Here is a 15,943-nt window from a genome sequence, read left to right on the forward strand (position 1 = left end):
GGTGCGGGATACGAAGCTAAAAGATGCAGGGAAATCCACAACCTCCGATTCAGGGTTAGGGATTGATTAAGTCATTGTTTTTAGAGTTTTATTTTTCCTCTATATTATACATGCGGATCAGAAAGCCCAACCTAACACAGGAATAACTGAGCATTTATTTGTCTGTAAGAACGATCATTATCAAAATATTTTCCTAAATTTTAGGGTTTATAAACTAAAATTTTTCCTTTATAGTAGAAAAATCCTTTTTCTATAAAGTATTGATAAAAATAGACATAATACTCTGGGCAAAGGATCTCTTTGTAAAAAGAGATTTTTTAATTTTGTCTTCAATCAATAAAGACAAAGAGTTTCGATTCTACCCTGAATCTAGGAGATTTTAGTCGTGTATTACTTTTTCCTTCTCATTGTTGCCAGTATTATTTCCTCATTTCTTTCTGGTCTTTTTGGAATGGGTGGCGGTTTAGTGATGATACCGATATTATGCAAAGCATTTCATATAATGGGAACAGATGAAACAATATGCATGCAGATCGCAACAGGAACATCCTTGGGTGTGGTTGCTCCAACATCCATTCTTGCATTGAGAGAACATTGGAAACATGGCGCTGTTGATGTCAGTATTCTCAAAGATTGGATGATTGTGTTGCCTTTGACTACAGCCATCGCTTCTATGCTTATTTTCCAAGTCAAAATCGATCTTACTCGAACCGTATTCGCTGTTTTTTGCTTTATGATGGGATGCTTGATACCCTTAAGAAATCGCTTGCGTTTTAAGGGCGATTTCCCCACATCTCTTCTGAGATATTTTTGGGGAATATTCATAGGTATGTTGTCTGGAATTATGGGATTAGGAGGGGGAATTTTTAGTAATGTTCTAATGTTGCTATATGGACGTCCAATTAATCAAGCCGCGGCAATATCAACAGGTGTGGGAGCCTTAATTGCCTTTCCTGGATTGCTGACTCATATTTATGTCGGCTGGGGACAGGAAAATCTTCCTCCTATGTCTTTGGGTTTTGTAAATTGGGGAGCTTTGCTTTGTCTTCTTCCTATGAGTTTTATGATAGCGCCGATGGCTGCTAGATTGTCTTATAAGATAAAGAAGATATACCTTGAAGCAGGCTTTAGTGTTGTAATGTTTTTGACATCTTTCTCCTTGTTTTTCAAGTTATAGGAGCTTTTTTATAAGGCTTAAATGACATCTCCAATTCTGATATTGTTTATTGAACTAGGAAAAATGAGCGAGGAGAAAATCAGCTATTGGATTTACAAAGGGCAAGTAGAGAGTTTTTTACTGTCCATTTAAATTTTTTAATCAGAAAGAAAAATAGTAAAATATTTTCTATGGTGAGAGAATAATCTTCTAATATATTATTGAAAATTCCAATACTTAATGGTTTTTAAAAATATTTTTGAATCAGGAGGGGTGAGTATATGTCTAAAAAAAACAAGAAATTCTTTGGTTTTTTTTCGAAGTGGTAGCATTGTATAGTTTTTCTCTTTCTCGTTGTTTTTGGTTGTTGCCTTCTGGATAGGATTATAATGATTACCTCACGTATTCGTAATTTTCTTGAAAAAAGTGTTCAAAAAAGCCCCTTTCTCGTTATTGACCTTGAGGTGGTGCGTAAAAATTTCAATAATTTTCGTCAATTCATGTCGGGAATCGATGTTTATTATGCTGTAAAGGCTAATCCTGATTTTGCTATTCTCAAACTTCTGAAAGAGATGGGATCTTCTTTTGATTGTGCTTCTATAAAAGAAATTGAGATGGTATTAGCCGTTGGTGTAACATCTGAACGCATTTCTTATGGTAATACGATTAAGAAAGAATCTGATATCGCAGCTGCTTATGCGCAAGGTATTCGTTTATTTGCTGTAGATAGTTTTGAAGAGGTAGCAAAAGTATCTCGTGCTGCCCCTGGTTCCCGTGTTTTTTGTCGTATCCTTTGTGATGCTCAAGGAGCTGAGTGGCCACTTTCCTATAAATTTGGTTGTGTTTTGGAAATGGCTATCCGGGTACTATTACAAGCTCATCATAGTGGACTTGAAGCATATGGCGTATCTTTTCATGTTGGTTCACAAATGACCGAGTTAAATAGTTGGAATAAAGCTATTTCTGACGTCAAATATGTTTTTTCTAAACTATTAGAGAAAAACATTTCCCTGAAGATGATTAATATGGGAGGCGGATTTCCCACGCAATATCTGAAAAAAGTTCCCACTCTCGAAGAGTGTGCAGGAATTATTAAATCTTCTCTAGATAAATATTTCGATTCTTCTTTCTCACTCCAGAAAATTATTGAGCCTGGGAGATCGATGCTTGCAAATGCTGGAGTTATAAAATCTGAAGTAGTTCTTGTTTCCAAAAAATCAGAAAGTGATAAAGTCCGTTGGGTTTTTTTAGACATAGGAAAATTTGGCGGTTTAGCGGAAACGACAGGTGAGGCTATCCGTTATAGGATGAGCACTAGGCGTGATTCAGACATAATGGTCCCTTGTATACTTGCTGGTCCGACTTGTGATTCCATGGATGTCCTTTATCAAGAAGAACCTTATCATATGCCAGTATCCTTAATGGCTGGCGATGAGGTTTTGATAGAAAATACCGGTGCGTATACAACTACATATTCAACTGTTGCATTTAATGGTTTTGAGCCACTGAAGTCCTATGTCATCTAATGTTATTGAGGCACTTTGTTATGTCCGCAAAAAACAACGTGGTTAATTTGGATAGAAAAATAACATAAACATAGAAGATTACCCGTTGCTTATCCTTATCATCATGCCATTTTTGATCTTATTCCTTGGATAGAGAAAGTATGGGGATGCAGTGCATGCATTGTATCTTTTGGTTCTCAATAATCTGTTTTTTATTTGCGGTTCTGTGATTCTTCTTGTTTATTGTTGTGCGTGGATTGTATCTTTTGGTTCTCGATAATCTATTTTTTATTTGCGGTTCTATGATGATTCTTGTTTATTATTAGTGCGTGGATTGCATTTGTTGATTCTAAATCATCTAGATTTTTATCTTCGGGCTATTGAACGTTTCTTAAAACTAAAATTGTATTGCGAAGAAAATTGTGCAATAGAGAAGGTGTTTATGGCTATTTTCTATAGACGCAAACATCAGATAATGTCGCTTCAAATTCAAATCATGTTACAAAGAAATTTCGCCATATAGGAGAGTTCAAAGCTAGCAATATTGCTTATACGTTCTGTGAATTTATGGAAAATTCTATTTTTCATGATATAAATCCCAAAGTTCGAATAAGCATTTGCAGAGGTAAGAAGTTTATTTTGAGATATCTTATCAATACTATTGATAGAACGTGATGGATGTTTTTTGTATTTTCTTAATCCAGGTTTTTTTGCTTTAAAAGCTCTTGGAGTTCGCCTGATTGGAACATTTCGCGCACAATATCGCATCCACCAATAAATTCGCCTTTTACATAGAGCTGAGGAATAGTTGGCCACTCTGAATATTCTTTTATATCTTGGCGGAGATCATCGTCTAAAAGGATATTTATTGCCTTATAAAGAACAGAAATGCTGTCAAGAATTTTCACGACTTCTCTGGAAAATCCGCATTGCGGATACTCTGGAGTTCCCTTCATGAACAAGACAACATCATTATTACGGATTTCATCTTGAATAAAATTACGAATATCACCCATTTTAAAATATACTCCAGATTCGACTAAGTAGAAATCATATTAAAATCTTATTGCGAAAAAATAAAGAAAAAATACTGGCAATACTACTTATCTTGAGAACTAGGTAGTGACGTTTGTATGGAAAGGGCGTGAAGAATATTACCCATCTTTCCTTTTAAAGTAGCATAAACCATTTTATGTTGTTGTATCCGTGTTTTACCACGAAAATCCTCGGAAACAACTTCTACAGCATAGTGATTGCCATCCCCAGCTAGATCACAGACGACAACGCTTGATCCAGGAATTCCTTGTTGAATCATCTTTTCTATTTCGTGTAAGTCCATCGACATAAACAGCTCCTAAAAGTAGTTTCTTATGATATTTTTTTATTCATAAAATCAGGAAACCATGATTCATATTTCTCTTGCAGCGTCGTGATAGGAATATTCAATATGTTTTGAATAGACAGAGTATCTCCTGATATGTGTCCTAGGTGACGGATAGGAATGCCTTCCCATGAAGCCTGAGAGAGGATTGCATTCTTCATTTCTAGAGGGACACATACAACATAGCGTCCCTGATCTTCGCCGAAAAGGAATGGGACAAGATCTTCGGGGTGTTCAGGAAGAATGATTTCCATCCCCTTTCTGGAATGTATAGCCATTTCTGCTAAAGCGATAAGAAGTCCTCCAGTAGAAACATCATGACAAGCAGTAACACGATTATCGCGGATTATGGAGCGCACAAAATCTCCGTGGCGCTTTTCAAGGTGACAATCAACTTTTGGAGGAGGTCCTTTGCCAGAACATGCATATTCAAGACTATATATTGAACAATCAAGATGCGCGCCATCAGCACCAATTGCAAAGACAAGATCACCTTCATGAGCGCTATTTATCCTTGCCATGAGTGACCAATCGGGAAGAATTCCAACTCCAGAAATTGTTGGTGTCGGAAATATAGGTCTGCCGTTTGTTTCATTATAAAAGGATACATTTCCTGAAACAATGGGAAAATCCAAAATTTGACAGGCTTCACGGATACCTTTTATGGCATAAACAAATTGCCCCATGACTTCTTCTTTTTCGGGATTTCCAAAATTAAGGTTATCGGTTATAGCAAGCGGTTCTGCTCCAGTGGCTGTTATATTGCGCCAACATTCGGCAACGGCCTGTTTGCTTCCTTCAAAAGGATCTGCTTCGACATAGCGCGGTGTGACATCGGAAGAAAAAGCTAACGCTTTTGTATCATGTCCTTCAACCCGTATAACCCCCGCATCTCCACCTGGTAATTGCAGAGAGTTGCTTTGTATGATTGTGTCATATTGTTCATAAACCCATCGTCGAGAGGATAGATTGGGTGAAGATATGAGTTTTAGAAGAATTCTATCATAGTCTTCACGTTTATGAAAACTGTGAGGAGCAGAAGGGATGGCTTGAAGGGGTTTTTTCCATGGCCTATCGTATTCTGGAGCATCATTGCTCAATAATTTGATGGGAAGATTTGCAACTTCTTGATTATGATGACTAACTCGAAAGAGCATATCATTGGTTGTGACACCGATAATTGAGAAATCAAGTCCCCATTTATTAAAAATATCCTTTGCTTCGCTTTTCTTTTCCGGTTGCAGAACCATAAGCATGCGCTCTTGGGTTTCCGAAAGCATCATTTCATAGGAGGACATTCCTTCTTCGCGTATAGGAACTTGGTCAAGATCAAGTTGAATGCCCAGATCACTCTTTGCTCCCATTTCCACTGCTGAACAAGTTAATCCTGCTGCTCCCATATCTTGAATCGCAATAACAGCTCCTGTTTTCATCAATTCCAGACAGGCTTCCAATAAACATTTTCCCGTAAATGGGTCTCCTACTTGAACAGTTGGGCGTTTTTCTGAAATGTTCTCATCAAATTCTGCTGAAGCCATTGAAGCGCCACCAACACCATCGCGACCTGTTTTAGCTCCTACATACACAATAGGAAGCCCGACACCTTCTGCTTTTGAAAAGAAAATCTCATGTGTTTTAGCAAGGCCAGCAGCAAAAACATTGACGAGAATATTGCCATTATAACAGGGAAGAAATTCTACTTCTCCTCCTATTGTAGGCACGCCGAAAGAATTCCCGTAACCGGCAACACCTTCTACGACTCCTGAAAGTAAACGTTTGGTATTGGGATGATTTGTTGCACCAAAACGCAAAGAGTTCATCAGCGTGACTGGTCGTGCACCCATCGTAAAAATATCTCTTAAAATACCACCAACACCCGTTGCTGCTCCTTGATAAGGCTCAATATAGGACGGGTGGTTATGGCTTTCCATTTTGAATACGAGACAATCACCATCGCCGATATTGATAATACCAGCATTTTCTCCAGGTCCTTGGATAACATGTTTCCCAGTAGTTGGTAATATTTTGAGCCATTTCTTGGAAGATTTATAGGAGCAATGTTCATTCCACATTGCTGATATAATACCTATCTCTGTCAGTGTTGGTTGACGTTTGAGAATTTTTAATATTCGATCACATTCACTTTGTGTGAGTCCATGCATGGTCAAAAGATTAGTTATAAAAAGCGATTGAGACATTGATGATTATATAACCTAGGGTGATAAATCCAAAGATTGAGGGGAGCCATCCTATCTCATGTAAAAACAAGAACAGAATGGAACCTATTCTATGCAGATTTGAAATACTGTTTCACAAATCATATCGAAAAAACAAGACTATTACACAAAAAAGAACCTTATTATGGGTCACAAGTGAGTGCAGTTTATCAATAATATATCGTGACGTATAGAGAGTATTTTGCACGAAAGTAAAACGTATAAACCGTGTTTCAAGCGTCTCTTTCCTAGAATATAAATATATTTTTTTCTATGCAAAGCTATGCTAGTTGATGTGGATATTGATGTCAACATCGACATTGGCATCGATATTGATGTCGTCATCGATAATGTTATGTATAGGTTTTGAAGAATTAGTTTCTTTTTCTCTCAGAGGTTCTCGTATATTTTCAGTAGTATAAGGTTTGCCTTTGACGGTGGAAAAGGCATTGTATTCAGATTTTGAAGAAGTTTTTGTCAATTCTATGTCTTTCGGTTCTTTAATTGATCTAAAATTTCTTTTGTCCTCTTTTTGAACCTCTTCACTCTTTTCGAAAAGGCTATTATTTGGTTTTGATTTCTCTTCTTGTCCTTTCTTCAATAAAGTTTTTAAGATTGAGATTTCGCTCTCTTGGTTTTCCAGCTTAACTAGATTGCAACTTTTCAGTACCACTGTCATTGCTGCTATAGAGACTATATGTAGTGTTCTGATATTCATGGTTCTTCTCTTATGATTTTAGTATGACGATAATATTGTTAGGAAGAGGGGAGAGAGTTTTTGTTTATTAACTCTATTGAGATAGTTGGTTCCAATAGGTTTACTCTCGTTTGGTGTTTTTTTCCTTGGCTTTGGCTTATGGATCTTTGAATTCGTTTGGTGTTTTATTGTATTTACTTTAGCGTTTACTTCCCTGTGTCTGGTTTCTGATTCGTTTTATGAGGCATGTGCTTTTCCTAACTTGACTTCTATTTCAACCCCACTGCACAGTTGCCTAGTGTTGCAGTTTTTCCCAATATACTATTGTGGATCAACCTCATTTTTGATACTCATGCCTTTGGCTTGCGTTTATCGAATTCTTTTTTAAATTCTGCATATTCTTTGGTGTTTACTTTCAACTATTTGTTTTCTGATCTTTTCCTTTTTATTGGTTGCTATTTAATTTTTCGAATTCATCCTCGCATTCGATTCATTCATCCCGATAGTCGGAGGACGATTTCCAGAATCTGGTGTGCACTATTCAATATTCGACTTCTGCTTTCTAGAATTCGATATCGAAGTATTCTGGGCTTTTTTCATCGTATATAAACCGACAAACCTAATTCTGTTAAAGCCATGGTTTTTTTTAAGTTATGATTCATCAAGTTGGTTGTTTTTATGTGATTCTTATGTATTAAAAATTGTAACTCATTGATCAAGAAAAAATATACGATATCCCCTGTTTTTAAAGGTTAGGGAGGCTTGGGCTGATATAAAAAAACATGGCGGAATCAATCCCCCATTTTACTAGGGGCTGGATAAAAAATATAAGACGTTGATTATAAGGTATATTTTGTTTTCAGTAAAACAACAAAGACAGTGTTTCCAAGTTTGATTAAGGACAGGAAAAAGTCAGTCTATATGATACAATGCCAAATCAGATAAATTACGAAATATACTGGTGGGTTATCGTTTGTTATTGGTGAGATATAACGTTTTTCTAACGGTATAAACGCTATAGGGTATATGAAGAGCGGAGAAGCGATATCATGTTTTTGCAAGTAAATCGTTATGAATACGGATAAAAGATATGACAATTAATCTTGATTCGCGATCTCTTTTTAAGAACTTGTTTTTTATCATATCTCTAAGAGTAAAAATACATTATACATGGTTCTAGCTCATAACGATCTCTTAAATCATCATGATTTTCCCTAAAAATCAGCCGTAGAACGTTGCAGAAACAACCTTGCGTTATTTTTGTGCGATTTAATAATATCTACATCATCTGCAAGCTGATTATCGAACTCATTTTTATTAATTCCCATATTTTCCCTTGTGGGATTTGGGTTTTGCCTCGATAGAGAGGGATCTATGATCTTTCATCTTTGCTTTGGATCTACTATATGAGTCTTGCTAATCTCGTTCGCCGTTATGAAATCAATCGAATGAAGAATCCTGTCTCCGGGGAATAGCATTACGCCACACACAAAGATTCAGTAATGCTTATAACTCAGAGCATAGCTATTTTCAAATTGGTTTATACTGCTTTTAGATTGCTCGGACTGAGTCTCTGGCTTTTCTATAGAGCGGGACATATTTATGTGCAAATCTTTGAAATGCGTACCTGTTTCTTTCCAGTCAAAGGATTTTTGATCTTCCTTTGTCATGAAAGGTTTTTAAGAGTTTACTGTTACAGCATCTCCCTGAATAAAAATACATTTCATGATCGGACTGGGAATGGATCTATCTCGTAAAGAAAAAAGAAGCGAGATCTTATTTCTTTATTAAACTTCCGCCGATGACAGCTTGAAAAGCCTTATCAATAAGGGTCGAATCGCTCAAATTTTTCACGAAATCGGTAGATTCGAGTTTAGATTCTGATGCTATATAGGAAAGAATCGCTTCTTTTAGATTAGATAGGAAATGATCTTGTTGCTTTTCAGGAGTCTGTAGTTTTAAATTTTCCATAATTTTGTTAAAATGAGCGTTAAACTCAATATAAAGATCTTTTCCTATTTGCTGATTAGGGGAGATCTCGGAATGAAGGCGATCACGGATCTGTTGACCATCGATGATCTTTGATGCCATGGCATAATCGCCTTTCTGTACAAGTGATCCCGCATAAGCCAAAGTTTTATTATCCAAGATCCTATATAAGTTATTAGGAACATCACTTCTCTCGTCGAAATGTGAATTGATATTCTTCAGAATATCTATAATTTCATTAGGAGTACGTTTCCTGAGAATCTCTTGAATATTTTTTGCCTCTTCCGGAGATAAAAGTGGCATATTGACACGCTTATGTTTCCACAAAGCACTTTGAGCCTGAGAGCGTCGAGCAATCTCCTCACTTAATAGAATAGGATTGTCCAGCGGCAGGGGATTGATGACTAAAAAACCGTTTTCTAGAGCATATTTTAGGGGATTCTTTTTCACATCATCATAAGATTTCTCAAAAGCCTGTTGTATTTTATTATATCTCCACCATTCAAGTGCGTTAGCATCGCCAGGCTCACTTTTAGGCTTCAAAGAAGCCAAGAGTTCTGTTTCTTTGTCGTAGGAAAGGTTTTTAAATTGAGCATTTTTATCACTGACATATTTGAGAATTTCAACCCGATCGAAAATTACCTTGGCTTTTGCCTTCCCGAAAGCAAGTGTTAGAGTTTCTAGTTGGAGCTCAGGAACATTAAAATCTGCAATGCCACCAAGGCTTACCAAACTTTCTGTATCTTTGAGGATTTTAGAAGCAACTATACGAATCTTTCTAGATTTTTGTGCAGCATTTTCCATCACTTTGTGCAGGACATTCTTTTTGTCTTCGGTACTAATGTATTGCCATCCTTTGCAAGGAGAGGTTTTGGTTTCGTATTCATACTGGACAGCCTGAGAGGTGATTGCTCCTCGCGCATTCAGAGAATCAACAAAATCTCCTATACTCGAGTGAATATTGATGGGATCTTCTTTTCCAGATTCTTTGATAATTTGCGTACTCTGAAACCATTTTCGAAAAAATTCAGGATTTTGATTCACAAGCGAATTTACTTGCTGTGCACCCAAACTCTTATATATTTTTTCTTCTATTCGTTTGCGTTCAAGTGATTCTATAGGAAATTGTTCTACAAAATTCTTTGCTATTTCTTGGATAAGTTTAAAATTATCATCCGAAGGATCTCGTGCAATCAGTTTCTCAAGTATACTTTTCATGTGATTGCTTTGAGTAACGGTATGAATTTGAAGGTAATAAACTTTCCAATTTATTGCCTTATCATAAAGGTTTTGGCGGATATTTTTAGCATTATCTTGGAAATAAGCGCGAAATTGAACAGCAATATCCTTTGAAATTTCTTGTACTGTAGCATCGAAAGCTTTTATCATATCACTTTCGAGATTCTTAAAATCCAGGCTGTTGGGATCAGTCTTTAGCGTCATAGTGTCTAAAAGATCATTCGCTTTTAAACCTAGGCTATCAATTTTTTTAAACAGATCCTCTTGCGCTTTGTGATGCGATATTTTGTGTACTTTTGATATGCCAATGGTTTTTGTCTTGTGGCTCCCTCTGGAAGTTTGGCAAGACGTCAAAAGAACAAAAATCGAAGATAAGAAAACACTACAATACTTCGAAAGATTCACTGTAATCATTCCTTTATATTTAAAAATAACGATATTAATACATGAGTATTGGCTACCATAACTATCTTAAACTGTAAATGAAAGACATAAAAATATCTTGGTAAAAGAACGGAGATTTAATCTTATGATTTTTGTTTGAACTGCTAAAAGAACATTTGAAGATAAGGGAGATTTTGATTCATTTTCACACTTAATACAAAAAGGAATCAATCATGAAGGATAGAGAAATTTCTTGTCGTATGCACCTTTCTTTTTATTTGGAAAATTTGATATCATCAGTCTTTTTATTCAATTTAACTCTTTACGAAAGAGGCATACAGTACCTAATGATTTGTGCAAAGTACTAGATTGGAGTGGGGAGGGGAGTCCAAACTCCTGATTTCATACTGCCCGGGATTGTTAGGGACGATAAGACGTCTATTTGAGTTAGATATATTAAATTACGTCTTTCTATTTTAGATGTAAAATACATAAAAAACATGAGTGCCATCATCTGTATCCAAGGTTATCTATAAAGAGATCAAGATTGGAGAGAAAAAACATCAAGGAATTTTTTGATTATTAAGGGAATTTCGGATAAAAAATCCTTATATCAATTGGAAGGAAATAGGAATTTATTTTAAATTATTGTTCTGTTAATGGAGGAACAAGTATAAGTTTCTGATTTTACTCTGTCTAGGAGAGAGATATATTAAAGTACGAAAACAGGGGGGTATTCTATAAGTATTTATTACGCTTGTGTTCATGTGAAATGAGTTTGAGGATTCTTTTGATTGGCTATATGACGATGAGCATATTGATAAGGCGTATTGAGAAGAAACAAAGAAAAGAATTATAAACCTTATAGAGATAGGAAGCCGTCTTAAAGGCATCCAAAAACACAAAGGAATGACATAAGCAGAGTATGGCGATTGAGTTGTCCTGTCTTTTATTGGCGTCTGCAACATTGAAAACGGGCATAGAAAACCAGCAATAAAAACCGCTTTGAGGATTAAACGCGATTTGAACAAGCCGTTAGATTGGATTTCTTTTGGTGATGAGATTATGATACCGAAAAGCACAATATGAGTATCAAAACGAAAAACTATGTCAATAGGATGTTTTTAGAGTTCATGTCGTAAATTGATCATGTTACGCAACCCTATCGATCAGGATTTTGCAAAGTTAAATTATTAATGTCATTACCCGTATATGTGATTAGTCTTCCTTACGCCAATGCAAGACGGAAACAATTTTCTCTCCGTTCTTCAGCTATTAATCTGGGATTTTCCTTTTTTGATGCTGTATGCGGTGAAAGTAGTCCAATCTGCAAAGAAATTTTATCTCTCCAAAATCAATGTTATAAGAAAGCTTTTAAACGTTCGTTATCGCTTCCTGAATTGGGTTGTTATATGAGTCATATCAATGTTTGGAAGAAAATTGTCGCATCAGATGATTGGGGTGCTATTGTTTTAGAAGATGATGCCGATTTTGCGCCTGGCTTTATTCAGCTTGCTTCCTATTTGGAAAAGTGTGATATCAGCAATCTTCTTATTAAATTTAACTCTTTACGAAAGAGACCTAAAGTAAGTAATTATTTATGCAAAACACCGGGTGGTTTTGTTATATTACAATCTAGGATTTTATCCAGCCGTACTACTGGCTATTTAATTGGTAAGATAGCTGCTTCTCGTTTTTTAACTGTTCGTAAAAATATATTGCGTCCTGTTGATATGGATATGAAGCATTGGTGGGAACATCAGATTCCATCTCTCGTGACTGAACCTGGAGCAGTATATGAAACTGCGAATATTTTTACAGAAAGTTCAATTGAAAAAAGTCGTCTTCAAAACAAACGATCTCCTCTTTCCATACGCTTCTACCATAATATGCGTTACCAATTAAATTTTTGCTATCAATCTTGGAAAAGCTCTCTTCCATATGTTTCCCCATCGATTTTTTGGGATCCTTTGATATCAGAATCGACACGACTAGAAAAGCAGTTGTCTGGATATAAAATGGATAGTTAAATCGTTTTCCAAGAATACTTCTCAGGAGCCCTTTTGAATTGTTTTAAAGCTTATTTACTTGAGTTTTTTACAAGCTCATTGAGATGATTTAAAAGTTCTTCATGTGAGAATTGGAAACCAGAGTCTATCCATTTTTTTTTGAGGAAAGATAGAATCTTTCCGACACGTTTTCCCTGTGAAATTCCCGTTTTTAAAACATCATTTCCAGTTAAAGGGAAAACGGGTTCCACCCAACTTGGGATGTCTTCAAGAATTTTGAGAATTTTTTGTGTACATTTCAAGTCAACTTGATTGTCATTTAATGCTAGAAAAAGCTTTATTTTTTTTTCTACTGCTTTTTTCCCATGCAAATAAATTAATTTATTAATTTCTTTTTTGGAAAAATTTTCATGAATATTGCATTGTACACATGAAATAAAAAGATTCTTTATTTGACGTGGTAGACATATTTTTTTAGCCATAAAAACAACAGATTGCCTATCTTGTAATGGAATCAATGCAATGAAACGCAACAAAGAATCTACTGTCCAGCCGAATTTTTTTTCTCCCGAAACCATCAATGAAAATTTATCCATCGAAAAATCCTGTATTAAAGGAAATATTTCCTTTAATATTCCGGTATCATGCATGCATGACATGACATAAACAGGATCTTCAGCTTCTAGTAATCTGTGTATTTCCGACCAGATGCGTTCAGCGGAGAGTGTTTTTAGATTTTTTTTAGCGCGTATAGTTGCATCAAGACCATCTGGATCAATTTTACCCTTGCCATAATGTGCAGAAAATCGAAACAATCGCAAAATACGGAGGTAGTCTTCTGCAATGCGTTTATCAGCGTCGCCGATAAATTTTATCGTACGATTCTTGATATCGGTCAAACCATCCACATAATCCATAACTTGACCTTGTTGATCTGCATATAAAGCATTAATTGTAAAGTCTCTTCTGAGGGCATCGACATGCCAATTATTTGTAAAAACAACCTGGGCACGACGTCCATAAGTTATAAAATCGCTCCTTAACGTTGTTATGTCAAAATTTTTGTCACGAGCTATTACTTTTACGGTTCCATAGGAAATTCCTATTGGAATGACCTTATAGTTCGTCTTAGAAAGGATTTTCATAACGACATTAGGAAGAATTGTAGTAGCGATATCAATATCTTTAACCTCAAAATCCATGAGGCTATTCCTAATCGCTCCACCGACGACACAAGACTTATCTCCGCCTTGATTTAGTAAAGAAAGGATTTTTATGAGGTCAAGGTCGCTAAACCACTTGTATTTAGAAACTGAAACCATGCGTCATCGTCATCCTATGGCAATACTCAATGATGAAATATGAGATAATTCTTTATGGAATAGATAATACAGTCGAAATTGAAATATGCAAAAAATTCTGTCAAGAAAATTAACAAGAGAAGACGTGAATTAAGGGAGAAGATATCTTTTTAGAGATGTTTAAAAAATAAAAAATATGAGGAAAAAAATATAATTATTGAAAAATTGATATTTTAAATTGCGGTTGTTACGAATCCAAACTCAAGCTAAGCCAAAAGCCAAAAGCCAAAAGCCAAAAGCCAAAAGCCAAAAGCCAAAAGCCAAAAGATAAGCTTTAACCTCATTCAGGACAGCTAATCCCAAGTCTAAGTCCTCAAGTCAAGCCACTAATGCTAAGCCTTAGCTAAAATCCCAAGAATCAAGATTTAAGCTAAGAGCCTTATCTCAAAGGTATTTTGCGTTCGAAAAACATAAAGGCATTATCGAATATATTTCAAAATAAAATTTTCCAATACTAGGATAAAAAAACTCTTATATTGCAAAGATAGAGCACAAAAATGAGAAAATTTATCAAACAAAAATTTTTGGCAAGTCATTATATACAGTACTATAATTATAGCTTAAAAAGCTCTTCAAGCCTGCATTTTGTTTTTCTTCTGAGTGCTTCAAGATGCGTCATGCGCGATGATCCTTTTTTGTATCTTCTTAGGTATAATTTATTCTTCTATGTAAGTTATACAATCAGCTCTTGTATTTTATTAAATCTGCATGACTCTATGTCGATTTAAGGAAACATTATATCTTTTATAGCCTTTATCCTATCAAATACTGCAGCTCTGATACTATATTAGATAGAGGGCTATTTTCCTATGAAAGTTAATTTCTGATTAAGCTAAAACAGATCCCTTATGCCCCCCAAATCATCGGCTCGGGGGCTGTAAACGCTTCATAGCCACAATTTTTATAATTTTTATAGCCCTAATTTTTCTATATTTTTTAATAAAAAAAGTAGCAATATTAAACAGTTAGTGCTATAGTATTGCATCGTTAACTATCGGTAGAAACGATTGCTAATCCTACCAGCTCTTCTCTCTCTTTCAGGATAGGGAGAAGACTGTATTGCAAACCACAGATAGCAATCCTCTTCCTATATTAGGAATTTAGGATTGCTTGTATTTTGAATACTCTACTGCAGCCGAATGTTGAATATGATACGGCTCTTTTACCAGCATATGCCGTAAAGCCCTGTCCTTCAGGACGGGGATAAGGCGTATGCTGGTAAACAAAAAAAAGGCTATAGGAAGTATGGAGAAGATTAAAAGCAGAATAGCTTTTCTTTCCAAGAAAGTATCGGAGGGGGATGAGAAAGAAAAAGCCGAATTTGATGCTTTGTGTGCTCAAGAAGCCGAACTCAGAATTAAATACCAACCCTCATATCGATTCTCAACGCAAATAAAAAGGAATAACACCATGTCAAAAGATATAGAAGTCCTCTACCAAACCCAATGGACAAACCTCATAGAATCTCATTAGCTCCCTACAACAAAGCGAAGTGTGCAGACGCTGTGACTATCCAATCAGGGCTCGTCGGGGATGGCGTCGTATGCGTCAACCAGTTCGGGGAAATGGAATCACGGGGAGTGACTCAAAGGTACGGGGTGACAGAAAACAATCCACCTGAGCAATTCCAATTCCGTCGGTATGTGAAAGGTACTCCTAGAATCATATCAGCGTTGGTTGACAACTTGTATGATCAAACGAACACTTCCGTTGATATCCTTAAGGGTTACGCAATGTCAGCTATTAAGGGTATGAATCTGGCTCAAGATCGTATGGTCATCAAGGGTATTTTTGGTACTAATTTCAAAGATGATGGGACTAGCACTCAAGAATTTGACACTAGTATGATGGTTCCACTCACCCACGGGGTGAATCTACTCTCACAAGAGGAACGGTTACCAGCACACGCCGTAAAGCCCCGTCCTTCAAGGCGGGGATATAAGGCGAAAATCCCTTGTCTCTTTAAAAATCAGTCTGGTGTTTTTTGTTTTTCGATATATTTTCGG

The 15,943-nt window shown here is 36.0% G+C and carries 11 protein-coding genes; 5 read left to right on the forward strand and 6 right to left on the reverse strand.

What is annotated here, in order from left to right; genetic code table 11:
• The first annotated feature begins 385 nt into the window (after positions 1-385).
• Together H0G72_RS04555 and H0G72_RS04560 are read left to right on the forward strand one after the other, a co-directional pair.
• Positions 386-1,177, forward strand: a complete 792-nt coding sequence (locus tag H0G72_RS04555) for a sulfite exporter TauE/SafE family protein (protein WP_182017598.1) — start codon at positions 386-388, stop codon at positions 1,175-1,177.
• Between the two features lie 368 nt (positions 1,178-1,545).
• The gene (locus H0G72_RS04560) at positions 1,546-2,682 is read left to right on the forward strand and encodes a type III PLP-dependent enzyme (protein WP_182017599.1); all 1,137 of its coding nucleotides are present in this window, start codon (positions 1,546-1,548) and stop codon (positions 2,680-2,682) included.
• 674 nt (positions 2,683-3,356) lie between these two features.
• On the opposite strand, the gene grxD is transcribed toward H0G72_RS04560, so the two are convergent.
• The 5 genes from grxD to H0G72_RS04585 all read right to left on the reverse strand — a co-directional run bounded on the left by grxD (position 3,357) and on the right by H0G72_RS04585 (position 10,588).
• Entirely contained in the window at positions 3,357-3,677 is a 321-nt protein-coding gene (gene grxD / locus H0G72_RS04565) for a Grx4 family monothiol glutaredoxin (protein WP_182017600.1), read from the reverse strand.
• Between the two features lie 83 nt (positions 3,678-3,760).
• Positions 3,761-4,006, reverse strand: a complete 246-nt coding sequence (locus tag H0G72_RS04570; protein WP_182017601.1) for a BolA/IbaG family iron-sulfur metabolism protein — start codon at positions 4,004-4,006, stop codon at positions 3,761-3,763.
• A gap of 23 nt (positions 4,007-4,029) precedes the next feature.
• Positions 4,030-6,240 (reverse strand): phosphoribosylformylglycinamidine synthase subunit PurL, encoded by a 2,211-nt coding sequence (purL, locus tag H0G72_RS04575; RefSeq protein ID WP_182017602.1) that lies wholly within the window; start codon positions 6,238-6,240, stop codon positions 4,030-4,032.
• A gap of 304 nt (positions 6,241-6,544) precedes the next feature.
• Positions 6,545-6,976, reverse strand: coding sequence for a hypothetical protein (locus tag H0G72_RS04580; RefSeq protein ID WP_182017603.1), 432 nt, complete (start codon positions 6,974-6,976; stop codon positions 6,545-6,547).
• Positions 6,977-8,731: 1,755 nt separating this feature from the next.
• Positions 8,732-10,588 carry a hypothetical protein gene (locus tag H0G72_RS04585; RefSeq protein WP_182017604.1) on the reverse strand — a complete coding sequence of 619 codons (1,857 nt, stop codon included), beginning with the start codon at positions 10,586-10,588 and terminating at the stop codon, positions 8,732-8,734.
• Between the two features lie 1,175 nt (positions 10,589-11,763).
• Here H0G72_RS04585 and H0G72_RS04590 point away from each other — a divergent pair.
• Positions 11,764-12,597, forward strand: coding sequence for a glycosyltransferase family 25 protein (locus H0G72_RS04590; RefSeq protein ID WP_182017605.1), 834 nt, complete (start codon positions 11,764-11,766; stop codon positions 12,595-12,597).
• Between the two features lie 50 nt (positions 12,598-12,647).
• On the opposite strand, the gene H0G72_RS04595 is transcribed toward H0G72_RS04590, so the two are convergent.
• Positions 12,648-13,898 (reverse strand): CCA tRNA nucleotidyltransferase, encoded by a 1,251-nt coding sequence (locus tag H0G72_RS04595; protein WP_182017606.1) that lies wholly within the window; start codon positions 13,896-13,898, stop codon positions 12,648-12,650.
• 1,251 nt (positions 13,899-15,149) lie between these two features.
• Here H0G72_RS04595 and H0G72_RS04600 point away from each other — a divergent pair.
• Positions 15,150-15,410 (forward strand): hypothetical protein, encoded by a 261-nt coding sequence (locus tag H0G72_RS04600; protein ID WP_182017607.1) that lies wholly within the window; start codon positions 15,150-15,152, stop codon positions 15,408-15,410.
• Positions 15,411-15,517: 107 nt separating this feature from the next.
• On the forward strand, positions 15,518-15,943 hold a 426-nt coding region (locus H0G72_RS04605), incomplete at its 3' end, for a hypothetical protein (protein WP_182017608.1).

The sequence above is a fragment of the Candidatus Liberibacter sp. genome, assembly GCF_014048425.1.
Taxonomy (GTDB): domain Bacteria; phylum Pseudomonadota; class Alphaproteobacteria; order Rhizobiales; family Rhizobiaceae; genus Liberibacter.